This is a genomic window from Thauera sp. 27 (genome assembly GCF_000310125.2).
GTDB classification, from domain to species: Bacteria; Pseudomonadota; Gammaproteobacteria; order Burkholderiales; family Rhodocyclaceae; genus Thauera; species Thauera mechernichensis.
Genome location: NZ_AMXB01000012.1, coordinates 76,823 through 102,828, shown reverse-complemented (window position 1 = coordinate 102,828; position 26,006 = coordinate 76,823). Strand labels below are relative to the sequence as shown.

The window sequence follows — 26,006 nt, the reverse complement described above, 5'->3', positions numbered from 1 at the left end:
GTCGCCGCTGCACTCAGGTGCAGGCGACAATTCGCGGCACTCGCATCTCGTCCGCTGTCAGGCCACCGTGGACACCAATGAGCGCATAAGGCGTCTCGCCTTCGACCTGATCGACGATGGTGCATCCGGGTTCCATCAGCAACACGTGCGTCCCCACCCGCTCCAGCAGCCGAGAGTGCGCCTCACCCGGCCCGAGCAGGCCGGCGGCGAGGCAGTCGTGGGCGCGAATCGCAACCGCCTTGCCGGCCAGCGCCGTGCCTGCCCAAGCCTCGAACTCGTCGCCAGCCCCTTCCCGAACCTTGCAGAAAGCCAGGCGGCGCTCGCCAAACAAGGGTGCGGCGAGCATCGCCGCAGGCTCGCTGCCCGGCTCGATATCCACCCGACCAGCGGCAGGCGCGTCGATGAAGCCATGGTCAGCCGTCACCACCAGATGCACGCCACGCCCCGACAGGCGATCGAGCAAGCTTGCGAACAGTGCATCGAGCTGCCAGAAACAGGCTTGCACATGCGCAGACCGACAGCCATGGAGATGGCTCAAGGCGTCGAAGCCCGGGTAGTAGGCGTGGACGAGGCCACCACTGAAGGCCAGGGCATCGACCATGTCGATGATGCGCTGGCCGAAATCCTCGATGCCATCGTAGGGCTCGATATGGGCGCCGCGGCCGTGATGCAGCGAGAAACGCGAGTAGGCAATCTCGGCAGGCGACACCAGATTGACGGGGCGGCACGCGTGGTGCCACATCGGCGCCGCCGGACACAGGCGTGGCAGCAGGCGGAACGCAGAAATCTCAGGCCCGCCCCGGTGCAGCAGCGGCAGCGGCGCGATCACCCCCCCGAAGCGACGGTCGTGGATGAACCAGCCGTTCAGCCCATGGACCGCCGGCGCGACCCCAGTAAGCAGCGTGGTAAGCGCGCTCGCAGTCGTGCTCGGAAAGACCGAGCTCATGCTGCCACGCCGATACGCGAGCAGCGTCGAGCCCGCGCCCACGGTGTTGAGAAAGCCGTCGCCCAAGCCATCGATGACGATCACCACCACCGTGCTGCTCGCGCCGGGCTCGACACCACCGTGGTGCCAACCGGCACGGAGGTCATGCAGCCAGGTGCGCAAGCCGGCGGCGAAGCCGTACAAGCCTTCGTCGCCGTAGTCGGGAAGAACGGCCGCGGTAGGCAGGGGCAAGTCACCAGGGGCAGACGGCTGCAGACCCTGCCCATCCTCCCTTGCATGCTGAAATCCGCCGCTCATCATCAACGGGCTGCTCCAGATCGAGTGGGCTAGACAGCGCATTCTATCCGCCTCCGGCATGCCGAACACGGCATCAACGCATGGCGGCAGCGGGGCCACCACGCGCAGTCGTGAAACCCGTGCGCATCCGGTCGAGCACGAGATAGACGACTGGCGTCGTGTACAGGGTCAGCAACTGGCTGACCGCCAGCCCGCCAACGATGGCGATGCCGAGCGGACGTCTCAACTCGGCGCCCTCGCCCACCCCGAACGCGAGCGGCAGCGCAGCCAGCACCGCAGCGAGATTGGTCATCAGGATCGGCCGCAAGCGCAGGCTAGCGGCGCGCCGGATCGACGATCTCGGCTCGAGCCCGAGCCGACGTTCGCCGTCGAGCGCAAAATCGATCATCAGGATGGCGTTCTTCATGACAACGCCGATGAGCAGGAAGAGCCCCAGGAGGGCGATCAGACTGAACTCGATACCTGCCAGATGCAGCGCTGCGAGTGCGCCGACCCCGGCAGGCGGCAGCGTCGACAGGATGGTCAGGGGATGCAGCGTGCTCTCGTAGAGTACGCCGAGCACCACGTACACCGCCACCACCACCCAAAGTATGAGCCAGGGCTGCGCCTGCATGGTCTGCTGAAGGCGGCTGCCATCGCCCCCCGGCTTGGCAATGATGTCGTTCGGCAGCATCAGTCCTGCCAACAAGCCGTTGATCGCCTGCTGCGCCTCCGATGCGGTCACACCGGGCGCAAGGTCATACTCCACCCCCACCACGGCAAACTGATCGGCTCGAAAAACTCGATCGGAGGACAGTTCATACCGATAGCTCACGAAGGCCGACAGCGGCACCCGCTGCCCATCACGCGTCACCACCTGGAGGCGATCTAGCACGCTGGCGTCGACCGTGTGGCCTGGCTCGAGCTCCATGACGACGCGGTACTGGTTGAGCCGGCCGAACAGCGTGGCCACCTGGCGCTGCGAAAAGGCGTTGTTCATCAGGCTGGTGACCAGCTCCGCGTCAACGCCAAGACGAGCAGCGGCCTCGCGGTCGATGTCGATGACGACGATCTGCGTCGCGTCGTTGCCGAAATCATCGACGTCTGCGACCTCGGGCAGGGTGCGCATGCCGTCAGCAACCTTTCGCATCCACTGCGTGAGCCTGGCAAGATCATCGCCGAGCAGGAGCAACTCCTCGCCGCGTCCGCCAAAGGGCGCCGACAACTGAAGATCCTGGTCGATGTTGAGCAGCAGGATTGCCCCCGGCTCCCGCGGCGCATTGCGCCGGATGCGCTCGAGCGCGGCACGAGCGCTCTCGCCGCGCAGGGCCAGTGGCTTGAGCCTCACCATTAGCCAGCCGTTGCTCATCCCGCCACCACTTCCGCCACTGGTGACGACGACATCGGCCACTGCGGGATCGGCCAGCAGGTACTCCCGGAAGCGCTCGATCTTGGGCTGCATGACCTGAAACGAGAAACCGTCGTCGCCGCGTACGAGCCCGCGCAACTGCCCCGTATCCTGCTCCGGCAGCATGGTCTTGGGTACGAGCAGATAGAGCCAGACCGTAAGACCGACAGCAACCGCGAGCACGAGCAGAACGACCCACGTGTGCGCGAGCACCCAGTCCAGAGTCCTCGCATAGACGGCCTCAAGACGCCCGAAGACAAGGCTTGCGAGCCGGCCGAGCAGGCTGGGAGGGTGCTCCGAGGGCCGCAGCAGCATCTGTCCGGACAGGGCGGGGGCGAGGGTGAGCGAGACCATCAGCGACACCGTCATGGCCATCACAAGGGTGAGCGAGAACTCACGAAAAAGACGCTCGATCACGCCGCCCATGAAGAGGATGGAAGCGAATACCGCAATCAGCGCCAGATTCATCGCGAGCAGTGTGAAGCCCACCTCGCCGAGCCCCACGATCGCGGCGCGATACGGCCGCATGCCCGCGGCGATGTGGCGTTCGATGTTCTCGAGCACCACGATCGCATCATCGACCACGAGTCCGGCAGCGACGATCAGCGCCATCAGGCTCAGGTTGTTGAGCGAGAAGCCGGCGAGGTACATGAGTGCGCAAGCCCCCACCAGGGACACCGGCACCGCAAGCGCAGGAATCAACGCTGCGCGCAGGCTACCCAGAAAGGCCCATACCACCAGGACGACCAGTGTCCCCGCTATCCACAGGGTGGCCCAGGCCTCATCAAGCGACGCACGGATTCCCGGCGAGCGGTCAACGACCACGTCCAGCGTGGTGTCAGCCGGTAGCAGCGCGGTCAGCGTCGGCATCTGGCTGCGAATGGTGTCGATGGTGGCGACGATGTTCGCCCCTGGTTGGCGACCGACGGTGAGCAGCACCGCCGGATCACGGTTGTGGTGCCCACTGGCGTAGCGATTCTCGACACCATCGGAGACCCGGGCGACATCACCCAGGCGCAACATCGCACCATGGTCGTGACGAAGCACGAGTTGTTCGAAGTCAGCTGCCACGCGCAGATCGGGCCCCGCCCCGACCTGCCAGCGCAGCCCCCCGTCTTCGATGGCACCGAGTGGCAGTTGGGCGTCTGCGTCGCCGATCGCGCGCCGAACCTCGTCGAGCGCAATCCCGTGCGACTCGAGGCTGGCCGGATCCAGTTGCACGCGCACGGCCGGCAGCGCACTGCCACCGACAGTCACCTCTCCCACACCGGGCATCTGCGCGATCTTCTGCGCGAGGATGGTCGACGCCAGATCGTACAGCCTGCCGGGCGCCAGATTGGCCGAAGATAGCGCCAGAACCATGATCGGCGCCTGTGCCGAATTCACCTTCCGATACACGGGTGCCCCCGGCATACCTGCAGGTAGATCACCTATGGCTGCATTGATCGCCGCCTGGACATCGCGGGCCGCATCATCGATGTCGCGATCGAACTCGAAGGTCAGCCGAACGCGCGCCGCGCCCTGGGACGTCGAGGCGCTCATCTCGGCGACTCCCGCAACGCTGCCGAGCGCGCGCTCGAGCGGCGCCGAGACCATGCGCGCCATGGTCTCGGGACTACCGCCGGGCAGTGCTGCCGAAACCTCGATCACTGGCATGTCCACCTGCGGCAGCGGCGCGACCGGCATCAGGCGCAGTGCCAGGGCACCGCACAGCAACCAGGCCAGGGCCAGCAGCGACGCTGCAACCGGCCGCCGCACGAACAGCCGTGCCAGCGCCCTCACACCGCATGCTCCTGCACCATTGTGCGCCGCCGCCAACCGACGGCCAGGCGGTCGAAGAACAGGAACACTACGGGGGTAGTGAAGACTGTCAGCACCTGGCTCACCAGCAAGCCACCGACCATCACAACGCCAAGCGGCTGACGCAGCTCGGCGCCTGAACCGGATGCAAACATGAGCGGCAACGCGCCGACCAGGGCGGCAAGCGTGGTCATGAGAATCGGCCGGAAGCGGAGCATGGCCGCGCGGCGGATCGCATCAAGCGCGGACATCTTATGGCGCCGCTGCGCATCGAGTGCGAAGTCCACCATCATGATGCCGTTCTTCTTCACCAGACCGATGAGGAGCACGATGCCGATCACTGCGATGAGATCCAGCGGCCGGCCGGAAAGGTGGAGCGCCCCCAGCGCGCCCACCGTTGCCGACGGCAGCGTAGACAGGATTGTCAGCGGATGAATCGTGCTCTCGTAGAGCACGCCGAGCACGATGTACATCGTGACCACCGCTGCCAGCATCAACCACAGGGTGCCGGAGAGCGAGGTCTGGAAGGCCTCCGCTGCCCCCTGAAGGCGCATGTCCACCGAAGGCGGCAAACCGATCCTCGCAAGCGCCTGCTCGATCGCCTCGATCGCATCGCCCAGCGACACACCTGGACCAAGGTTGAACGACAAGGTGGCGGCGGGGAACTGTCCCTGCTGGTGGACAGCGAGCGCAACCGCTCGCTGTTCAAAACGCGCAAGCGACGCCAGTGGCACCGGCGTACCGTCGCCTGCAGCAACATGGATCGCATCGAGTGCAGCCAGACCACCAATGCGCTCGGTGTTCGCCTCGAGGACAACTCGGTACTGGTTGGCCTGTGTAAACAAGGTCGCGATCTGGCGCTGGCCGAAGGCCGAATGCAACGCCTCGACGATGGCAGAAGTACGCACCCCGAGACGCTCGGCTGCGTCGCGATCAATCGTAACGAAAACCTGCCGGCCTTCGCGCTGGTGATCGGCCGCGACATCGGTCAGCTCGGTAAGGCCACCCAGTGCCTCTATCGTGCGGCCCACCCAGTCGGCAAGCTCGGACTCGTCGGGGGACGAGAGCGTGAACTGGTATTGCGTACGACTCACACGATCCTCGATGGACAACTCCTGAACCGGCTGCAACCATGCGCGGATACCCTCCACCTCACGCATCGCGGTCGCCAGGCGGCGCCCGATCTCTACTGCACCAGCTGAGCGCTCTCCGTGCGGGCGCAGATTGATGAGCATGCGTCCGCTGTTGAGCGTCGCATTGCTACCGTCGATGCCGATGAAGGACGACAGGCCCGCCACGTCGGGATCTGCCAGCGCAATCTCAGCCAATGCCTGCTGACGTTCGGCCATGGCGCGAAACGAAACCGTTTGCGGTGCATCGGTGACGACCTGGATGACACCACTGTCCTGGACGGGGAAAAAGCCCTTCGGAACTGCGACGTAGAGCAGCGCCGTCAGGCACAGCGTGCCAAGCAGGACCAGAAGGGTGATCGTCTGATGCGCTAGAACACGCTCGAGCATGACTCCATAGGCGCGCAGCAGGCGGTCGAACAGACCCAAGCCGGCACCGCCGCGTTCGGTATGCCCCCCTCCTTGCGTGCTTCCAAGCATCCTTGCGGCCATCATCGGCGTCAGGGTGAGGGACACGAGCAGCGAGATCAGAATCGCCACCGCAAGGGTAATGGCAAACTCGCGGAAAATGCGCCCCACCACATCACCCATGAACAGCAAGGGAATCAGCACTGCGACAAGCGAGAAGGTGAGCGACACAAGCGTGAAACCAATCTCGGCTGCCCCCTTGAGCGCAGCCTGCAGTGCGGACTCGCCCGACTCGCGGTGGCGTGCAATGTTCTCGAGCATGACGATCGCATCATCAACAACGAATCCGGTCGCGATGGTCAGTGCCATCAGGCTGAGGTTGTTCACCGAGAAGCCTGCGAGGTACATGAAGCCGAAGGTTCCGACCAGCGACAAGGGCACGACGACGCTCGGAATGAGAGTGGCCGAAGCGCGCCGCAGGAACAGGAAGGTGACCAGCACCACCAGCATTACCGCGAACAGGAGCTCCTTCTGCACGCCCCACACCGAGGCTCGGATGGACTCGGTGCGGTCCGTCAGCACCGCAACATCGGCCGCAGCCGGAAGGGTTGCGGTCAGGCTCGGCAGCAGGTCGCGAACGCGATCGGCCACCTCGATGACGTTGGCGCCGGGCTGTCGATAGACGTTCACCAGAACTGCAGGCACCTGGCGCGTCTGTCCAGGCGCACAGGTAGCGACTGCGCCCTCTTCGGGCGCCCAGCAGACTCCGGCCCACGCTGCCTGGAAGCGATCCTCAGCACCACGTTCAATGCTAGCCAGGTCGCCAAGGCGCAATGGGGCGCCGTCACGCCATGCCACGACCAGTGTCCGGTAATCGTCAAGCGAGCGAATCTGGTCGTTGGCTTCGATCATCACGAAGCGGTAGGGGCCATCCAGGCTGCCCTTGGGCTGGTTCGAATTGGCTGCCGAGACGGCCGAGCGCAGGGACTCGAGCGTCATTCCGTGCGCAGCAAGCGTACGAGGATCAGCCTGGATCCGCACGGCCGGGCGCTGGCCACCAGCCAGGTTGACCATCCCGACCCCGGAGAGCTGCGCCAGCTTCTGCGCGACGCGGGTATCCACGAGATCGTAGAGTTCGACAAGTGCGATGCTGGAAGACGACACCGCCAATGTCAGGATGGGGGTGTCGGCAGGGTTGACCTTGCGGTAAACGGGCGGAGTGGGCAGATCGCGCGGCAACAGGCTGGCCGCCGTAGTGATCGCGGCCTGGACCTCCTGCTCGGCCACGGCCATATCGACTTCCAGTGCGAACTGCAGTGTGATTGACGAGGCGCCCGCGGAACTCGTCGAAGACATTCTTCGCAACCCAGGGATCTGCCCGAGCCTGCGCTCGAGCGGCGCTGTGACCGTGCGCGCCACCAGATCTGCCGATGCCCCGGTACGGAAGGTCATGACCTGGATGACCGGATAGTCAACGCTCGGCAACGCAGCAACCGGCAGCAGGCGCCAGGCAAGCAAGCCGCTGGCAAGCATGGCCAGCGTTAGCAGCACGGTCGCCACCGGCCGCAGGATAAAGGGCCGCGACAGGTTCATTTCGGCGCGCTGACCGCGACCTCGCCTTGCAGCGACACCTCGCGACCGTCGCGCAATCGGTCTACCCCCTCGAGGACGACCATCTCGTCGGCCGCAAGTCCATCGACGATGGCGACCAGTCCATCGGCCACCCTGCCCGTCTCGACCGGGCGCAACCTCGCCCGGTTGTCCTCGATGACGTAGACGTATGCGCCCCGTGCCCCGTACTGGACGGCATCAGCGGGGATCGTGACCGCCTCGCGATCCACACCAACGCGCAGACGGACGTTGACGAACTGATTCGGAAACAGCGCCTCATCCTCGTTGGCGAACTCGGCACGCAGGCGCACCGTGCCCGTACGCGGATCGATACGGTTGTCCAGTGTCGCAAGAACACCGCGTGCGAGCAGGCTGCTGCCGTCACGCGCATAGACATCCACCGCCAGCGTCCGCCCGTCCCGCATGGCCGCGCGCACCGCATGCAGTTCGTGCCCCGGTACGCCGAAGGTGACGCCGATGGGTTTCATCTGCACGATCGTGACCAGCTCCGTGCTGCCCGCAACGACCAGATTGCCGGCATCGAGCCCGCGCAATCCGAGGCGACCGGCAATCGGCGCCGTGATGCGGGTCCAGTCCAACTGCAGGCGCGCATCGGCCACGCGCGCCTCGGCAGTCGAAACTGCGGCGCGTAACTCGGCGATGTTCGACTCCGCTGCCTCAACGACCTGTCGCTCGATCGCATCCTCTCGCAACAGTGCCTTCGAACGGGTCAGTTCGCGCTCGGCATGACGAAGGCGTGCCATGACCTGGCTATGTTCGCCCTGCGCTTGGGCCAGCCTCGCCCGGTAGGGCGCGGAATCGATCTCGGCCAGTGCGGCACCCGCCTCGACCGTACCGCCATCGACGAAAAGCAGGCGCTGCAGCGGCCCTCCCACGCGCGCGTTGACGGTCACCGCCGCGAGCGGCGTCACGTCGCCGACTGCCTGCAGGCTCACCTCCAGCACACCCGCTTCGGACTGTACCGTTCGCACGGGCACCGCACCGGCCCATGGACTGAAAGGCGGCGCACCGGCGGCAGACTCATCCTCGCCTGCGGCCCACCACGCCAGGCCGCCCGCAGCAAGCACGGCCACGACCAAGCCAATACGGCGCAGAGAGCGCATTCGTCTCACAGTTGGATCACTCATACGTAACTTGAGCCTGCGACGGCGACCCCGCCGACGCCCAGTGCCGATCCCGTATCCGGCTGGGCCGACATGCGCGCCTCGCCGCAGCACTCGGGGCAACCCGCGCTGCATGAGGCACGCACCACCAGGGTGTAGTCGCCCAGGCTAAAGCCCGCATCACCGACTGCCCTGCGCACGACCACGTCCAGTTCCGAATCTCGCAGGATGCGTTCGGTCCCGCAGGTATCGCAAACCACGCGCGCCGGCGGCAAACCACCGCATGGCTCGAACACCCGCCGACCGTCCTCGTAGCGACTCACGATCAGCCTGGCCTCATCGAGCTGGCGCAAGGCCGAGTAGACGGTCGAGGGCGACATCGCATCCCCGCGCTCGAACAAGGCTCTGAGTACCTGGTCCACGGACATGGCCTCCACCCGGCTTGCAAGAAACAGGCTCAGGACCAGAAGGCGTGGAAGCGTGACGCGCAGGCCGGCGCTCACCAGCGCAGATTGCGCGGCCTCCAGGCGTGGCTCGAGCTTGGCTGCCTGCCGCGCCGATTGCGCCGCCCTGTAGTCAGCACCCCTCTCGTTCTTCTTGCGGATGAACATGCTCGCTCCTGAATCCAGTCCGAACCTCACTGCCTCCCCGTCAGCGCCGACAGGTAACGCGCGGTGGCGGGCGACACGCGGGCTAGGTCGATCTCGACGGCGTGCACGCTGCCATCCATACCCTCCACGGTGAGCCACAAGCCGTCCTCGATCCGCGCAGTCGGTGCAATCTGGATGTCAGCCCTGCGGTTCCACGACGGTCCCTGAAAGACCATCCCCGCGCCGCGCAAGGAGCGCGGCTGGCGGATCTTCAAATAGGCCGATCGAATCTGGGTGTCGCAGCCTGTGCAGAAGCGAACCTGAAACGCCTTCATCGCCGTACCCAGCGCCGAGGGCTCGGGCGGCTTGCGGGTGACATCGGCGATGACGAAGGTCCACGGCCCCACGCGGCCGGCAAGGGCGTCATCTCGCTGAACAGGACTTGGCGGAACATTAACGAAGGCCCATGCGATCCCAGCAGGCAAAGCAACGAGTACCAGCACCCGCACGCCTCTCCATAGCCTGGCGGTCAAACTGCGGCGGGCTGCCACGAGCTCGCCGAACTCGGGTCCAGAGGCAGGCATGGCGGGCGCTGGGCTGCGCCTGTGCCTACGCGAGTAGTACGGCAGCACCAGCATGACCAGCGGCACGGTCGCGACCGTCATCGCGCCTGTCCATTCGACGACACCTACCGTGGCCCCCCAGCCCAGCATGCCGATTGCCATTGCCACGGCCAGCAGCACCCATCCGGCAATGCGAAGCCCCAGGCGCCTGCGTGGAGCAGGAACAACGCCAAGCACGTCCTTCGCGTGGCGCTCCATGCCAAGCGCAAACGCGGCAAAGGCAAATGTCGTGACAACCAGCAGAGCAATCGCCATCACGTCGCCGCCCCCTGCATCAACCACCAGCCGAGCGCTGCGAACAGCGCAGTCCAAGCAACGATTCCAGCCCAGGCACGCCAGGCCGAACGCGTGGCGAAGACCCACATCGCGACTGCTGCATAGATGAGGAAGCCCAGCATCGTGGCCAGGCCGACGGCCTGGGCGCGCGGCAACGGCCAGAGCAACGCCAGAAGCACAATGGCCGCCCACGTGAAGGCATAGCCCCCAAGCGACGCTGCAAGCACCCGCGACAAGACCGCCCAGCGATAACGGGCGGACGCAGACAAGACCTTCATGCAGTCACCTCCCCTTTGGTCCAACGGCGATCGAGCTTGCGCAGGATGTAGATGAACACGGCAGCAAGACCAATCATGGTGAGATCGAAGCCGGCCAAGACCCAGTCTCCATGTGGCAGCGTCACACCGAGATGGCGATCGGTGGTGGCAGCGTTGAGCACTGGCAGCAAGGCATAGGCCAGCGCCGCGAGCCACAGAATCTCGACCCAAGCTCGCCGTAGCGGCCTCAGCGAGGCATAGATGAAGAGCCAGCCCCACACGGCAAACATCATGTGGGCCTCCCACTGTGCCCGATCCGCCATGTCCAGCGGCAGCAGCCGATTGGCCCAGAAGTACGCCGCCACGGCCACTGGCAGGCCGGCGATCGTACCGGCGTTGAGCACCTCGACCAGCCGCAACCCCGCTGCGTCGAAAGCGGAGGCGTTTGCACCCTGCTTGTGGTGGCGCTTGCGTCGCTTGACCGTCCACAACACCAGTCCTGTCGCGATCATGGCGCAACCCAGCAAGCCCGACCCGAAGTAGACCCAACGCAACCAGGGGCCGGCAAACAGTCCCTCGTGCAAGGCATAGAGAACGTTGCGTGTCTGTCCGACCGCATGTCTGGGCTCGAGTGCTGCCAAGGGCTCTCCAGTGTGGGCGGCAAAACGGAGCGACTCCGGCTCTCGGAAATCGATCTTGCTGCCATGCCGCCGTTGCGCGGTCACCGTCGCAACCGCATCGACCGGGTGACTCAACTCCAGCGCCGCAACCTGTCCATCCCCCCACTGGGCTTCGGCCTGGGCAACGATCGCGTCCAAGGCGACGTGCGGGCGCTGTAGAGGCTCGTAGGATCGGTCGCGCTCGACCTCGAAGAACTGATCGGAGAACGCCCTCACCCCCTGCTCGGAACCGCCGTAGACGGTGTAGATCGCGCCGGGCATGTATTGCACCGGGAACAGGATGAGACCGCTGTAAGTAATCATGAGAAAGAACGGCAAGGCCATCACGCTCACCACGTTGTGCGCGTCGAGCCAGGAACGCTGCCCCTTGCCAGGCCGGAAAGTGAAGAAATCCTTGAAGATCTGCTTGTGGGTGACCACCCCCGACAGGATGGCGATCAGCATCATCATCGTGCACACGCCAACCAGCAGGATGCCCACAGTGGTCGGCATGTAGTGCAGCAGGTAATGCATGCGGTACAGCAGCTGCCCTCCCCTGGTCGCGCGCGGCTCCACATCGGGTACGGGCTCCCCGCTCTCGGCGTCGAGTCCTTCGCTGCCACGGCGCCCCTGGTCGCGACCGAACTCGGGCATTTCCTCCCAGCGCACGGCAAGTCCGCGCGCCCCACGCGGCACGACGGCTTCGCCCGGAAGGAGGATCGTCCACTCCTTCGCGCCTGGCGCCACGGACTCAAGGCGGTCAAGCGCGCGCTCGAGCATTGCGGCGCGATCGCCCACCTCCACCCTCGCCGACAGCGGCAGTTCGGGCTTCATCCAGCGGTCAATCTCGTCGTCGAAGTATCCGGCCGTGCCGGTCACGAACACAAAGAACAACACCCAGCCGGCAACCAGGCCAACCCAGGTGTGGAGCCAGGCCATGCACTGGCGAAATCCATCCTTCATCAATTCCTCTCGGGGAGCGTCGTTTGTTGTCGCACCGTGGCAACTACGCTGGCGACCGATGACTTCATGGCGGAGGCATCGGCTTCAGGTGCGCCAACGGTTTGCTGTGCCTTACTGTCGATGTCGTTCAAGCGCCCCAAAACGGTCACTAATTCACATGTTGTTACATTTAACCCTGACTCGACCATGACGTGCCCTTGACCCGGCGCGTCATGGTCAGCGTCGCTACGGCAGCGGAGCCTCGCGCCCCATCCGCTCAGAACCGACTCGTCAAGCTCAGGAAAGCATTCCGGCCTTTGCCGACGCGTGTCGTCGTTTCCACGTTCAAGGCGTTGATGTAAGGCTGGTCGAACAGATTGTTGACGCCGGCCGAGATCTCTATCTCCTTGCCCAATAGTGACCCATCAACCAGCCTTGGCGCCCACCGCACGCCGACGTTCACCTGAGTGAAGTCATCGCGCACATACCAGAGCGTCCGCCCCCCGGACACCACGGTCTCGGGATTCTGATCCGGCTTGCGCCAATGGCTGACGTCCACGTTCACCCGCATGCGTTCGAACGGGCTGAAATGGACGCCCACACGCACACGGTCGGCATAGGCCTGAGGCGTGAAGCGCCCGGTCGCCTTGTCGCGCTGCTTCAGGTGCTCGTAGGACAGATCGACTCCGGCACGGCGGGTGCTGTAGGCCGTCGTCAGCTCGTAGCCGCGACGCTCCACCTTGTCTACGTTCTCGTAGGTCGCGTAGTGATTGCTCTCCGGCGGCTTGGGCCCGGTGAGGTCGGGCTGCAGCTTGATCAGGTTGTCGATGGTGCCGTCGAAGTACGTCGACTTCATGCGCAGTCGGTCACCATCAACGAACATGGATCGACGGTCAAAGGACACGCCCCATTCGAACTCCCGCACGGTCTCCGGCTTGAGATCGGGGTTCGGAAGGTAGTAGTAGTGCGGATTGAGTGGTCCGCTCGAGGAGGTCTCGTGCGGCGTCGGTGCGCGGAAGGATTCCGAATAGTTTCCCAGCAGATGCCAGCCCTGCCCCGCAGCCACGCTGACGCCCACGCGCGGCGAGAAGTGACTGTTGCTGTACTCCCCTTCGTTCGCATTCACCTTGCGCTGAAAGCGGTCGTAGCGACCACCTAGATGCACGACCAACCTGTCATCGAGGAAACTTGCCTCTTCCTGCAGGAAGAGGCCCAGATCATCGTAGGTATTCGGAATCGAGCCGAACACCGTCGTCACGCCATCGAGCACATAGCTGGCATCCTCGTTACGGCGCTCGTAATCGACACCCACGATCAGGCGATGACGAGCGCCCAGGGCATCGAAGTACATCTGGTTGTTCAGGCGCAATCCACGGCGTGTGTCCTTGTTCTCGTAGTCGAGCTTGCGTTGAGCGCCGCTGCTCAGGACATACTCGTAGCCGCGGTCATAACTGCCAACCGCGTGGTACGCCATCGCCGAGACATTCAGCCACGGCGATCCCGGCTGCAGGGTGTAGCTCGCCACCATGTCGCGCTGGCGCAGGGTTCCTCGCACCGGTCCCGTTGTCGTACTGTAGCCCGAGTGGAAAAGCGTCTGCCAAGTCACTTCGGTGTCCTCGGCAAAGTCGTAGTAGGAAAGCGCAGCGCGCTGGCCATGGGGGAGGTTCCATGCAGCCTTGATGAAGCCGACCTCGAGATCCTCGCGATTATCGACGTCACGGTTGAACACGCCGCTGCCCTTGTCCACCGTGCGCGAAAGCCGCAGATCGCCAACCCGCCCCCGCTTGCCGTAGACCAGCAGTTCGTAAGGCTTATCGGCCGGAGCGAGCGCACCCGCCAGATACACCTCACGATAGTTGTTGGTCTGATAAGCAAGCTTGGCGGCCACACCCCGTTCCTCGCCAGCAGCGAGGAAGTCACCGGCATCCTTGGTGGTCATCCCGATAACCCCCCCGATCGCCCCGCCGCCGTGCGAGACCGACGATGCGCCCTTCACCACTTCAACGCGCTTGAGCAGGTCGTTGTCCGACCGGAAGGTCGAAACATGGTTGGAATAAAGCGAGGACGACCGTCTCACGCCGTCCTGCAACACGATCACACGGTCCTCGGAACCATAGCCGAACCCTCGCACCGTGAACTGCGAACCAATGCTGCGCCCACTGTCGCTGCCCGAAGCGACGCCGGGCACACGGCCAAGGGCCTCGATCACATTGACCGTACCATCGAGCGCGGTGTCATCTAGCACCGCAACCGAGCCTGGATACTTCATTACGTCCAGCGCCAGCCTGGTCCCTAGAACCGTCACCTCGGACAGCGTGGCATGTTCAGCCGCAGCCACCGATGCTGCATCTGGCACCTGGGGGCGCCTGCGCACGATGCGCCCCTCTGGCACCACCAGCACCTCGAGCCCGGTACCGGCGAGCAGCATAGCCAAGCCTTCGTCGAGACTGAACTCGCCATCGAGTCCGCGAGCCGGCTTGGCGATGGCTTCGAGTTGCCCGTCATAGGCGATTGACACCCTGGCCTGGCGAGCCAGCGAGTCGAGTGCCTGCGCCAGCGTGCCCGGAGGCACCAGGAAACGCTGGACGGGGCCCTGGGCCACCTCAACCGCAGGCGCTGCGACGGTCGGCGACCCTGTCAGCACCAGCCCGGCACCCAACAAGGCTCGGTACAGAGCCTGCTTCAACGGATTCGTGCGGAGAACGAACCCGGGCATATATACGGGGGACATACTAATGACTCCTCAGTTGGACAGGAAAAACTCGCTTTCCCTGTTTGCCGGACGAGCCGAAAAAATCCCTCACATTTTTATCCTTCTTGCCGGCGCGCCGGTATCGCGGGCGAGCAGGCGCACCGGCATTCGCGACCAGGAGGCCAAGCCGGCGACGCGCACCGGGAGCATGCGGGTGAGCAGTTTCAGCGCCGCCGCCACATCGCCAACCTGAAACACACCGGAGACGGCGAGATCGCGGATCTCGGGCGCCACGCTCACCGATGCGTGGCGGTAGCGGGACAACTCCGCGGCGAAGCTCTCCAGGCTCATGTCGCGTGCCGCCAGCACGCGATCGACCCACCCAAGCGGATCAAGCCGGGCAGCTTGCGGCGCAGGCACGACGCCACCACTGGCGAGTTCGTAGCAACCCCCTGCAGGTGCAGCCAACCCATCAACATGCGGACCGGCAGCCATCCCGTGCAAATGGACCTCGCCCGCCTCGACATGCACCAGGGCTCGCCCAGCGTCGAGCCGGACTGCGAAGACGGCAGCGCCCTCGCAAGCCACAGAGCCGAAGGGGCACAACACCTGCAGGGCAAGCATGTTCGCCGCGCCCCGCAGCGTCGCGTCGACGTAAATTTCTCCACGCAGGAGTTCGACATGCTCCGTCCGGTCCTCAAGACTCAACCTGACGGCCGTATTGGTATTCAGCCGCAAGGTGCCTCCGCCGCCGAGAGACACCGTTCGATAGCCACCCGGTGCAGTGCTTGCATACACGGCCTGGCTACCCGCCTCATCGCCCCAGCGGCGTCCCGCAAGCATGGGCAGCACAGCGGCAACCGCAAGCATGGCGACAAACTGGCGCCGACGCCTACGGCGGCCACCCGCGACGGCGAACGCATCGACAACACCCGTCGAGGCCTCGCCCGGCGGCAAGGCGCATAGTGCGCCACACATCCACTGCACACGCTGCCATGCCAATTCATGACTGGGGTGGACCGCACGCCACCGTTCGCAGGCGGCACTGTCCGCATCACCCGAGCGCATGCGAATCGACCACTGGATGGCCGACTCGACCACCTCGGCGCTCGGCTCCACCGCCGCGAGGGGATTGACGACACCAAGCCCCACCGTCATCTCAGCCATGAACCGGTTCGCCAAGCGGCACGTTTTCGAACACCTGCTGGTAACAGTGGCGCATCGCCGCCGCCAGGTCGCGCTCCACGGTCGCCCTCGACAACGAGAGTCGCTCGGCGACCTCAGCCAGGGTGCAGTTGTCGATATGGACCAGGATGAACACCTCGCGCATCCGCGGCTTGAGTCGTCCGAGCAAGGCATCGAGCCTCAAGAGCACCTCAAGCACCATAAGGCGATGCTCCGGGGACGGCTCGAAACCCTCCGGGCGCGACGCCAGGGCCTCGGCGTAAGCGCGCTCCAGATCCGCACGCCGCCAGTGATCCACCATCAAACCATGCGCAATCACTCTCAGATAGGCGCGCGGCGCCTTGAGCTTGACCGCCTCGGTCGCCCCCTGCCTCGCCTGAATCAAACGCACGAAGGTGTCTTGCGCCAGATCAGCGGCATACTGGGGGCAACCCAGCCGCACGCGAAGCCAGTCCTTCAACCAGGCTCTGTGTTCTCGATACAGCAGTTCTATCGATTTCTGACGGGGAAGAGAGAGCATCGAAACAGTCAATCAACCGTGATAGGGCCAATTCTGACCAACTTGCCAGAAAGGCCTCGTCCACTCGCAAGGCGCCCTGGCGGCTCGCAGAAGCATCCCGCGCAAGCTGCCAACATCGGGGGCCTTCAACGAGCACAGGTCGAAGACGGCACCCCGGCGCCAGCAAGGAGCGCTCAGAACTTCACCACCCCCTTCATGACGCCCCAATGCCCGGGGAACGAGCAGAAGAAGCTGTAATCCCCCCCGTCACCTAGCCGTTCGACATCGAAGGTCACGGAGTCCGACTCGCCGCCGCCGATCATGGCGGTATGCGCGATCACCCGAGGATCGTCGGGAACCAGATAGCCATTCGCCGGCCCAGCCTTGGCGCCATCGGTGGCGACCGCCTGAAGATCGGCGGTCTTCGCCAGTACCCAGTTGTGCCCCATCGACACCTTGGCAAGCTTGCCGACGTGTTTGAGATGAACCGTGAACTGCTTGCAACTGCGATCGATCGTGATTTCCTTCAGATTGAACTGCATCGCATCGTTGCTTTCGACCGTCACTTCGCAGGTCGCAGCAGACAACGGGGCCGCGCCTGCCAACAAGGCGAGCGCTAGCATCAGGTGTCGCTTCATCGAGTATCTCCTTATCAGGAATTTGGACAGGGCAGACGAGCCATGCTGAGCCGCCAAAATAGTAATGATTCTCAATCGTAACAAATTACGGTAAAACGGTGTCGACCAACACTCTCCTGCCCCCACACACCATCGTCTGACGAGGAAGAACATGTACCGCCTTTGGATCACCCTGACTGGGCTGCTCGGCGCCATCGGCGTCGCCGTCGCCGCCTGGAGCACGCACGGCCTGCCGGCCTATGTCATGGCGGAAGACCTACCGCTTGCGCTGGAACGCGCCCGCAGCGCCAGCCTTCATCACATGCTGCACACCCTCGCCCTCTTTGGTGTTGCCCTTTGGTACCGCTGGCAACCCAGCCTGTGGCTGAACGTTGCAGGTGCCCTGTTCACCGTCGGCATCGCAGGCTTCGCTGGTGGCATCTATCTCATCCGCATCATCGGCGGTATCGACTACGGGGCACTTGCCGAGGTCATCCCCTTGGGAGGCTTCTGCCTGATCTTTGGCTGGCTGGCGCTGGCGGCAGCGGGGTGGCGAAGGGGGTAAAGAGTGTACTCTTGGGGCGGCACGGGACCTTGACGGGAGCGCTCTGGAACACGCCAGTCTCGCGGGCGGGCCGTAACGCGAATTGACGCCCTCCGAGGAAACCTACAAAATAAGAACCATTCTCGATAGCCAGCCACCCTGACATCAGGCAGCCAGCCAGCGCTTTCCTCCCCGCCCGGAGTCGCCCGTGCCCGCTGCCCACCCCATCACCGACCTGTATGCAGACCACCACCGGTGGCTGCATGCCTGGTTGCGCAAGAAGCTCGGTTGCACGCACCGCGCGGCGGATCTCGTGCACGACACCTACATGCGCCTGCTCAACCGCGAGGAGATGCCCGTCCTCGACGAGCCCCGTGCATTCCTGGTCACCGTTGCCCAGCGAGTGCTCTCCAACCACTGGCGCCATGAACGCGTGGAACGCGCCTTCCTGGAGACGCTGGCGCAGTGGCCCGAGGCAGTAGCGCCTTCGGCGGAGGAAAAGGCCTGCCTGCTGGAGACGCTGGTGGAGATCGACCGCCTGCTCGACGGCCTGCCCGCCGTCGTCAAGCGCGCCTTTCTGCATGCGCAGCTCGACGGCATGAGCCACACCGAGATCGCGGCAACGCTGGGCATCTCGATCAGCTCGGTCAAGCGCTACCTGATCAAGGCCGGTACGCAATGCTACTTTGCCCTGGCGTTGGACTGAATGTTCGGCCTGTCACCCGCATCGCCGGCCAACACTGACAACTCGCCACCGCTGGCGGGGAGTGAGGGCAGGATTGACGGCGTCTCCGCCGATGTCGCCCGCCAGGCGGTCACCTGGCTGGTCGAACTGCAATCTGCCAAGCCGGGATCGGACATCGAACGGGCAATCCTGGACTGGCGGGCGCGCGATCCAGCACATGAGCGCGCCTGGCAGCGCATCGAGGCGGTCAATGCCCGGCTGGGCGGGCTCGCCTCACCGCTCGGTTCGGCGCTGGCGCAGGCGGCACTGACGCGACCGGCCTCGCGCGGACGGCGCCAGGCCGTCAAAATGCTCGCTGCGGCCCTGTTCGTCGGTGGTGTGACGCTGGCGACGCACGACCACGCACCTTGGCGCCCCTGGATCGCCGACGCACGCAGCAGGACAGGAGAACGGCGTACGCTGCAACTGGCCGATGGCAGCCGCGTGCTGTTGAACAGCGACAGCGCGCTCAACATCGCCTTTTCGGATCACGCCCGCAGGCTGCAACTGGTGCGCGGCGAGATCCTCATCGACACCGGGCGTGACGAAGCCTTCCCAAGGCCCCGACCGTTCCAGGTGCTCACCCCGCACGGCGTGTTGCAGCCACTGGGCACGCGTTTTTCCGTTCGACTGTACGACGACAGGACGCGACTTGACGTTTTCGCGGGAGCGGTCCAGATCCGTCCCGCGGGCACCGCCGCCCCCAGCCTTACGGTCGGTACGGGGAACAGCGCGGAGTTCGCCGGGCACACCATTCTTGCCAGCGGCACTGCCGACGATGACCGCATTGCCTGGCAGGACGGCATGATCGTCGCCAGCCGCATGCGTCTGGCCGATTTCCTGGCCGAACTCGACCGCCATCGCCCGGGCCGCCTGAACTGCGATCCGGCCGTGGCAGCGCTGCGCCTGTCGGGCTCCTACCCACTGGCCGAACCGGACAGAATCCTCGATGCGCTACGCCGCACGCTGCCGGTCGAGATTCACTACCTCACCCGCTACTGGGCAACGGTGCGGGCAGCACGCCGCGGTTGATCTATTTTCGATCAGGCTGAGCTGTTTTCGAATCTCGCGAGACATGGAAGGCAAGCCTCGACGCTTGCCCACCCTTATCAAGGATTCGATGATGCGCCCACGACACAGCAACACCCCCATAGTCCAACGCACCCTGCTCAGCCTCGCCGTTGCAATGGTCGTCACCGGAGTCTTCCCGGAGTCCGTCCACGCCGACGTGACGGCCAGCAGCGCCGCCACGGCCCGAAAGAAGTATGACATCGGCCCCGGCTCGCTCGAGAGCACGCTCAACCGCTTCGGGCGGGAAGCCGGCATCCTGCTGGCCTTTCCGAGCGACCTCGTCGCCGACCTGAACAGCGCCGGGCTGCGCGGTACCTACTCCCCGCAAGAGGGCCTCGACCGCCTGCTGGAAGGCAGCGGACTGGAGGGCTTTCGCGACAGTGGCGGCAAGTACGGGCTTCGCCGTACTGCCCGCGCGCAGCGAGCGGGCGGCACCGAGGCCACCCTGGAGGCCGTGCGTGTAACCGCCGGGTTCGCAGACAGCACCGCCACCCCTGGACGGGTCAGTGCCCGTACGCTTGAGCGTTATGCGGCAAACGACCTGGAAGACATCCTGGCCGGCCAGCCTGAGGTCTCCGTCGGCGGCGGACATGGAATCGCACAAAAGATCTTCGTGCGCGGGGTCGAGGACACTCTGGTCAGTGTCTCGATCGACGGCACCGTCCAAGGCAACCGCGCCTTTCATCACGCTGGCCGCCTGCAGCTCGAACCCGAGCTGATCAGCCGTGTCGAGATCATGCCCGGTGTCGTGGACGCCACGGCCGGCCCGGGCGCCCTAGGTGGCGCCATCCGCTTCATCACCAAGGACCCGGAAGAGCTGCTGCGCCGGGACGAAAAAGCCGGTGCACTCGTGAAGGGCGAATACACCGGCAACGCCGAAGGCTACAAGGCCCACACCACGGTCTTCGGCCGCCTCGGCGGCAACTGGTCGGCCATGGCCTCGATGACCCGCCTGGACCAGAGTGACTACGAGGACGGTAGCGGCGAACGCGTCCATAGCACCGGCTCACAGCAAGAGTCGAGCTTCTTCAAGGTGGTCGGCAAGCTGACCCCCGAGCAGACCCTGCGCCTGACCTACGACCGGCATGACAACGAGGGCATGCGCAACCAGCGCCCGCAATGGATCCGCAGTTCATGGAACCCGGCCTATCCGATGAGCAGCGAGCGCAGGACCTGGAATGCGGGCTACACTTGGAAGTCCGACAACCCGCTGCTCGATCTCGCCGCCAACCTTTACCAGACGCAAACCGACTTCGAGCAGAATGTGATCGGCCGCTGGGGCGTCTATGTCGCACAGATGGAGTCGACAGGCTTCGATATGCGCAACACCAGTGTCCTTGGCCGGCATCGCGTAACCTATGGCTTCGACTACCGCCGCGACAAGGTCAACGCAGGCTCGCTCTCCAACCTCAATGAGGAAACTGGAAACGGCGATGTCCGCGGTTTCTTCGTGCAGGACCGTATCCAGCTGGCTGACCCTCTGCATATGGACATCGGCGTCCGTCACGACCGCTACGAGGTCACCGACGACAGCGGCACTACCATGAAGGCCAGCGGCTTCAGCCCGAACGTCGGCTTCACCTACGCTCTGACGCCGGAACTCATTCTGCTCGCGGCTCACTCACGCGCGCTACGCGGCCCGGGCAACATGGACGCCTTCAAGATGTCGGTGGCCACAAACGCTCCCGGACTCAAGGCGGAAAAGGCCCGCTCGTCCGAGCTTGGGGCCGAATACGAGCGTGATCGACTTCGGCTCGGCGCCAAGGTGTACGAGACCCTCATCGACAACGCCATTGCCGACCCTCTCGGCCGCCCCAACCGCTACGAGAACGTCGGCCAACTGAAATCGCGCGGGCTCCTGCTGACGGCAGGCTACCAGTGGAATCGCCTGACCATGGCGGTTAACTTCCATCGCAACCTGCTTACGCTGAACGACGAAGTACCCAACGGTTACGCCCACAACGGACTCGGCATCAGCCAGGGCAACACCGTGACCGCAAGCCTCGACTACACGCCCAACGACCGCCTCGAAATGGGCTGGCAAGGCCGTTTCGTGCGCGGCATCGACAGTCAATCCACCGTCGTCGGCACGATTGACAAACCGGGCTACGGCGTCCATGACCTCTATGCACGCTGGCACCCGAGCGGTCGCGACAACTACACGGTGAGCCTGAGTGTCAGGAACGTGTTCGACAAGAGCTACCTCGACCACGCCACCACGGAGGACTTCCAGCACATTCCGGGCTACGAAGGCGTCGTCGGCTCGCGTGAACCGGGGCGCGAACTGCGCATCGGCCTGAGCGCACGCTTCTGACCATCCGGTACGAGCCAGCCCCTGCTCCCTGGCGATGGTTCAAGTACGGAACATCGCCAGGAGCGCAAACGACGTGCATCGAGCGCAGCGATTTGGGCGCTCCGCACCTCCCATGACCGCTTGAGCAGCGACGACACAAGTGCCATAATGAGAACCATTCGCATAACAGATTAGCCAGCCAACCCACTCCGGGCCAGCCAGCAAGACCGCCTCCCGGAGACCCACGTGAGTACCGCTGCGACTTGTCGGGCAGCCATCGGCAGCCTCTATCGCGAACACCATGGCTGGCTGCACGGCTGGCTGCGGCGTCGCCTCAACTGCAACCAACAGGCGGCGGATCTTGCGCAGGACACCTTCTTGCGGCTGCTTGCCAAGGACGAGATGGTCGATCTTCGCGAGCCGCGTGCCTACCTCACCACCATCGCGCACGGGCTCGTCGTAAACCACTGGCGTCGCAAGGCGCTCGAGCAGGCCTACCTCGAAGAGCTGGCCAGCCGCCCCGAGGCCTTCGCACCGTCGCCCGAAGAGCGTGCACTGGCAATTGAAGCGCTGGTCGAGATCGCCCGCGTGCTCGATGGCCTGCCGCCCCGCGTGCGGGATATCTTCCTGCTGTCGCAGATCGAAGGCCTCACCTATAGCGCCATCGGCAGCGAGCTCGGCGTCAGCATCAACGTGGTCCAGAAGGCCATGATCCGAGCCATGGCGCATTGCTACAAAGCGCTCTACCCCGCATGACCCATTCCTTGGACCAACTGCACGATCCCCGTACGCCACCGGCTGACGATGGCCGCCCGATCGCTGAGGCAGTCGTCGATCGGGCCATACACTGGTTCGTGCTGCAGTCCTCCGGCCACATCTCCGCTGCGGACCGACGTGCACTCCAGGCCTGGCGCGAGGCGCATCCCGACCACGCCCACGCCCTCGCACGGCTGGAGCACATGGGACAGATCATGCAGGGTCACAACGCCGGAGCCCCGGACCTGGCGCGCGCGACACTGACACGTGCCGGGCGCATGGGGCGGCGACGCATGCTCGGCCACCTGCTCTGCGCCGGCGCAGCGGGCGCGCTACTGTGGTGCGGCCGTGACGAACTCCACGCGCTTGCTGCACCGGCGGACCTTAGCACCGCGGCCGGTGAGCTTCGCCGCATAGCCCTCGCGGACGGTACTCAGTTGCGCCTCAACAGTGCGACCGCTGTTGATCTTCGTTACGACGACAAGGCAAGGCGCATCGTGCTGCGCGAGGGCGAGATCGAGGTGGTCACCGCCCCCGACCCCGCAGGCAGGCCACTGTCGATCGACACCAGGGATGCACGCCTTGTGCCGGTCGGCACCCGTTTCCATGTCCTGCAACTGGCAGACCATAGCCGACTCGGCGTACGTGAAGGCGCTGTAGACATTCTCTTTCGCAACCGCGGCCCAAGCGCACGCATCGAAGCCGGTCAGCAGGCACAGTTCGACCACGATCGGCTGCTCGCCCGCACTGGGCTCAATGAAAGCACGCATGCGTGGACCGAAGGCATGCTGGTAGCGGCCAACCGCCGCCTCGATGACTTCCTCGCAGAGATCGCACGCCATCGCGCTGGACACCTCCAGTGGAGCCCGGAGGTCGCTGCCCTGCGCATCACCGGCAGCTGGCCACTGCACGGCGACCAGCCCACCGATACCGTGCTCGCCTCGCTCGAAAGACGGTTGCCGGTGCGCATCCAGACCCTCACCCGCTACTGGGTGCGCGTGCTACCTCGTGCCGAAGGCTGACCCCAAGCATCAAAAAAGTTGGCAGGTTCTTCGGTCTCGTTGGGCATATCAGGCTGAGGCCTCGCGGAAATCGCGTCCGCACCGGCCCGATCACTGTTCGACCACAGGAAATTTCGATGAACCCGAACCGCAGTCACCAGCCAACCCACCATCGTATGGCTCCAATTGCACGTGCGCTGTTGCTCACCTTCCTGGGCAGCGGCATTGCGCTAACCTCTGTATCGGCACTGGCGCAATCGGGCGCCGAGCATACCGTACGCCAGTTCGATGTCCCCGCGGGCAGCCTGGACCAAGCCCTGAGCCGCTTCGGTCAGCAGGCGGGCGTACAGCTCGCAGTCGATGCGCAACTCACCGCCGGTCTGTCCACCCCCGGCGTCAGCGGCCAACTGTCTGCCACCGACGCGCTGCAACGCCTGCTGCGCGGGACAGGCCTCGAGGCGGTACGCGACAGCAGCGGTGAGATCACCCTCCGCAAGCGGCCCACCGGCCCGACCACGCTGCAGGCGGTTCAGGTCAGCGCCAACCAGCTCGGCGAGATCACCGAAGGCACTGCCACCTATTCTCCCGGAGCCATCGCCACTGCCACCCGTCTGGTGCTCTCGCCCCGCGAGACGCCGCAGTCGATCAGCGTGATCACGCGCAATGAGATGGATGACTTCCAACTCACCAACATCGACAAGGTCATGCACCACACGCCGGGCATCAGCATCCTGACCTATGACAGCGAGCGCACCGTGTATTACGCGCGCGGCTTCGCGATCAACAATTTCCAGTACGACGGCATTCCGATGGAGCGCAACTCCGGCTACTCAGCCGGCAATACGCTCAGCGACATGGCGATCTACGACCGTGTCGAGGTGCTCAAGGGCGCCACAGGCCTGCTCACCGGCAGTGGTGACCCGGGCGCCACCATCAATCTGGTTCGCAAGAAGCCGACGCGCGAGTTTCAGGGCCACGCAAGCCTCGGCGCGGGCTCGTGGAACAACTACCGCACCGAGGTCGATCTGTCCGGCCCGCTCAATGCAGAGGGTACGGTGCGCGGACGTGCCGTCGCCGCCTATCAGGACCGCGAATCGCACCTGGATGGCTACCGCCGCAAGACACCGGTGTTCTACGCCATCCTCGAGGCCGATCTCGGCACCAGCACGCTGCTGACTGTCGGCGCCGACTACCAGGACAACAAGCCAACGCGCTCGACCTGGGGCGGCATCCCGATCTACGACACCACAGGCAACTTCAACAAGCGCCCGCGCTCTTTCAACAACGGCGCCACCTGGAGCAGTTGGGAACAGTACACGCGTACAGTGTTCGCCACACTCGAACACTACTTCGACAACGACTGGGTGGTGAAGCTTCAGCTCAATCACCAGATCAACGGCTACGACGCGCCGTTGGGCGCGGTCGGTGGCGGCAACCCGAACCCGGCAGACGGCTCCGGTACGCGCATGTGGGTCGGTCGGTACATTGGCAAGACACGTGCAGACGCCGCCGACTTCTACGCCAGCGGCCCGTTTGAGCTGTTCGGCCGCAAACACGAGTTGGTTCTTGGCGGCGGCGCCAGCGACCGCCGCTGGACCAACAAGGGCGACGGACCGCAGGTCGGCTACCCAACCAGCGTAGCCGACTATTACGGTTGGAACGGCAGGGTGCCGGAACCCAACTGGAACGACCCCGCAGCATGGCATGGTCAGAACGACGAGACCACGCGCGAGAAGGGGCTCTACAGCACCGTGCGCTGGAACCTGCGCGACGACCTCAAGCTCATCACCGGCGCACGCGTTTCCAGCTACGACCGCGGCAGCATGAACGAGTCCGGTGTCGTCGTCCCCTACCTCGGCGTCGTGTACGACCTGAACGGCACCCACTCCGTATATGCCAGCCACACCGGCATCTTCAAACCGCAATCGCGGCGCGACGAGTCCGGCAAGGCCCTCGATCCGCTTGAAGGCACCAACCTCGAACTCGGTCTCAAGAGTGCGTTCCTGGGCGGTCGGCTCAACACCAGCGCAGCCATCTTCCAGCTCGAACAAGACAACTTCGCACAAGCCACGGGCGGTCTGACACCCGACGGCGGCACCGCTTACCGCGCTATCAGCGGCGTCAAGACCAAGGGTTACGAACTGGAACTGTCCGGCCGGCTCGATGCGCACTGGAATCTCCACGCTGGCTACAGCCACAGTGTGTCGCGTCGGCAGGGTGAGAAGGTGTCCACCCTGGCGCCAGCCAACCAACTCTCGATCTTCGCAACCTACAAACCGGGAGGCGAAGATGGCCATCTGACGCTCGGCGGTGGCGCACGTTGGCAGGACGAGACCTGGGGCGACGTGTTCAACCCCGCGGCCGGCGGCATGGTCAAGCACACGGTGGCCGACTACTGGGTCGTCGACGCGATGGCCAGCTATCGCTTCAACAAGCAGCTGACCGGCACCCTCAACGTCAGCAACCTGCTCGACAAGAAGTACTACACGATCTTCAATGCATACAGCACCTACACTTGGGGCGAGCCACGCAGCGTGAACGTGTCGATGAAGTACGCCTTCTGACAAGCGCGTA

General features: G+C 64.7%; 19 protein-coding genes. 7 read left to right on the top strand and 12 right to left on the bottom strand.

Annotated elements, in window-relative coordinates:
- Nucleotides 1-13: 13 nt before the first annotated feature.
- The 12 genes from B447_RS08670 to azu form a co-directional block, all read right to left on the bottom strand.
- Nucleotides 14-1,177 carry an alkaline phosphatase family protein gene (locus tag B447_RS08670; RefSeq protein ID WP_083491434.1) on the bottom strand — a complete coding sequence of 388 codons (1,164 nt, stop codon included), beginning with the start codon at nucleotides 1,175-1,177 and terminating at the stop codon, nucleotides 14-16.
- 139 nt (nucleotides 1,178-1,316) lie between these two features.
- Complete coding sequence (locus B447_RS08665) at nucleotides 1,317-4,412, bottom strand: efflux RND transporter permease subunit (protein WP_002938792.1); 3,096 nt, start codon at nucleotides 4,410-4,412, stop codon at nucleotides 1,317-1,319.
- Nucleotides 4,409-7,561 carry an efflux RND transporter permease subunit gene (locus B447_RS08660; RefSeq protein WP_002938791.1) on the bottom strand — a complete coding sequence of 1,051 codons (3,153 nt, stop codon included), beginning with the start codon at nucleotides 7,559-7,561 and terminating at the stop codon, nucleotides 4,409-4,411. Before B447_RS08660 ends, B447_RS08665 begins: the two co-directional genes overlap by 4 nt.
- Complete coding sequence (locus tag B447_RS08655; RefSeq protein ID WP_002938788.1) at nucleotides 7,558-8,703, bottom strand: efflux RND transporter periplasmic adaptor subunit; 1,146 nt, start codon at nucleotides 8,701-8,703, stop codon at nucleotides 7,558-7,560. The genes B447_RS08660 and B447_RS08655 overlap by 4 nt, the downstream gene beginning before the upstream one ends.
- Before the next feature lie 20 nt (nucleotides 8,704-8,723).
- The gene (locus B447_RS21795) at nucleotides 8,724-9,314 is read right to left on the bottom strand and encodes a Fur family transcriptional regulator (protein ID WP_002938786.1); all 591 of its coding nucleotides are present in this window, start codon (nucleotides 9,312-9,314) and stop codon (nucleotides 8,724-8,726) included.
- 26 nt (nucleotides 9,315-9,340) lie between these two features.
- Entirely contained in the window at nucleotides 9,341-10,171 is an 831-nt protein-coding gene (locus B447_RS08645; RefSeq protein WP_002938784.1) for a DUF3325 domain-containing protein, read from the bottom strand.
- Nucleotides 10,171-10,470: a DUF3649 domain-containing protein gene (locus tag B447_RS08640; protein ID WP_002938781.1), complete on the bottom strand. Its 300-nt coding sequence runs from the start codon at nucleotides 10,468-10,470 to the stop codon at nucleotides 10,171-10,173. Before B447_RS08640 ends, B447_RS08645 begins: the two co-directional genes overlap by 1 nt.
- Nucleotides 10,467-12,071, bottom strand: coding sequence for a PepSY-associated TM helix domain-containing protein (locus B447_RS08635; RefSeq protein ID WP_002938775.1), 1,605 nt, complete (start codon nucleotides 12,069-12,071; stop codon nucleotides 10,467-10,469). The genes B447_RS08640 and B447_RS08635 overlap by 4 nt, the downstream gene beginning before the upstream one ends.
- A gap of 256 nt (nucleotides 12,072-12,327) precedes the next feature.
- Nucleotides 12,328-14,781, bottom strand: a complete 2,454-nt coding sequence (locus B447_RS08630; RefSeq protein WP_002938772.1) for a TonB-dependent receptor — start codon at nucleotides 14,779-14,781, stop codon at nucleotides 12,328-12,330.
- Nucleotides 14,782-14,850: 69 nt separating this feature from the next.
- Nucleotides 14,851-15,909 carry a FecR family protein gene (locus B447_RS08625; protein WP_002938771.1) on the bottom strand — a complete coding sequence of 353 codons (1,059 nt, stop codon included), beginning with the start codon at nucleotides 15,907-15,909 and terminating at the stop codon, nucleotides 14,851-14,853.
- Complete coding sequence (locus B447_RS08620) at nucleotides 15,902-16,459, bottom strand: sigma-70 family RNA polymerase sigma factor (protein ID WP_232431591.1); 558 nt, start codon at nucleotides 16,457-16,459, stop codon at nucleotides 15,902-15,904. Before B447_RS08620 ends, B447_RS08625 begins: the two co-directional genes overlap by 8 nt.
- 161 nt (nucleotides 16,460-16,620) lie before the next feature.
- Nucleotides 16,621-17,064 (bottom strand): azurin, encoded by a 444-nt coding sequence (gene azu / locus B447_RS08615; protein WP_002938767.1) that lies wholly within the window; start codon nucleotides 17,062-17,064, stop codon nucleotides 16,621-16,623.
- Between the two features lie 151 nt (nucleotides 17,065-17,215).
- On the opposite strand from azu, the gene B447_RS08610 reads away from it, so the two are divergent.
- From B447_RS08610 to B447_RS08580, 7 genes are all read left to right on the top strand, one after another.
- Nucleotides 17,216-17,608, top strand: a complete 393-nt coding sequence (locus B447_RS08610; protein ID WP_002938766.1) for a DUF423 domain-containing protein — start codon at nucleotides 17,216-17,218, stop codon at nucleotides 17,606-17,608.
- A 187-nt stretch (nucleotides 17,609-17,795) separates the two neighbouring features.
- Complete coding sequence (locus B447_RS08605; RefSeq protein ID WP_002938765.1) at nucleotides 17,796-18,293, top strand: sigma-70 family RNA polymerase sigma factor; 498 nt, start codon at nucleotides 17,796-17,798, stop codon at nucleotides 18,291-18,293.
- Nucleotides 18,294-19,343: a FecR domain-containing protein gene (locus tag B447_RS08600; RefSeq protein WP_002938760.1), complete on the top strand. Its 1,050-nt coding sequence runs from the start codon at nucleotides 18,294-18,296 to the stop codon at nucleotides 19,341-19,343.
- Between the two features lie 91 nt (nucleotides 19,344-19,434).
- Nucleotides 19,435-21,696, top strand: coding sequence for a TonB-dependent receptor (locus tag B447_RS08595; protein WP_037982565.1), 2,262 nt, complete (start codon nucleotides 19,435-19,437; stop codon nucleotides 21,694-21,696).
- A gap of 225 nt (nucleotides 21,697-21,921) precedes the next feature.
- Nucleotides 21,922-22,431 carry a sigma-70 family RNA polymerase sigma factor gene (locus B447_RS08590; RefSeq protein WP_002938750.1) on the top strand — a complete coding sequence of 170 codons (510 nt, stop codon included), beginning with the start codon at nucleotides 21,922-21,924 and terminating at the stop codon, nucleotides 22,429-22,431.
- Nucleotides 22,428-23,453: a FecR domain-containing protein gene (locus B447_RS08585; RefSeq protein WP_002938745.1), complete on the top strand. Its 1,026-nt coding sequence runs from the start codon at nucleotides 22,428-22,430 to the stop codon at nucleotides 23,451-23,453. The genes B447_RS08590 and B447_RS08585 overlap by 4 nt, the downstream gene beginning before the upstream one ends.
- Before the next feature lie 116 nt (nucleotides 23,454-23,569).
- Nucleotides 23,570-25,996, top strand: coding sequence for a TonB-dependent siderophore receptor (locus B447_RS08580; RefSeq protein WP_002938744.1), 2,427 nt, complete (start codon nucleotides 23,570-23,572; stop codon nucleotides 25,994-25,996).
- Nucleotides 25,997-26,006 lie beyond the last annotated feature (10 nt).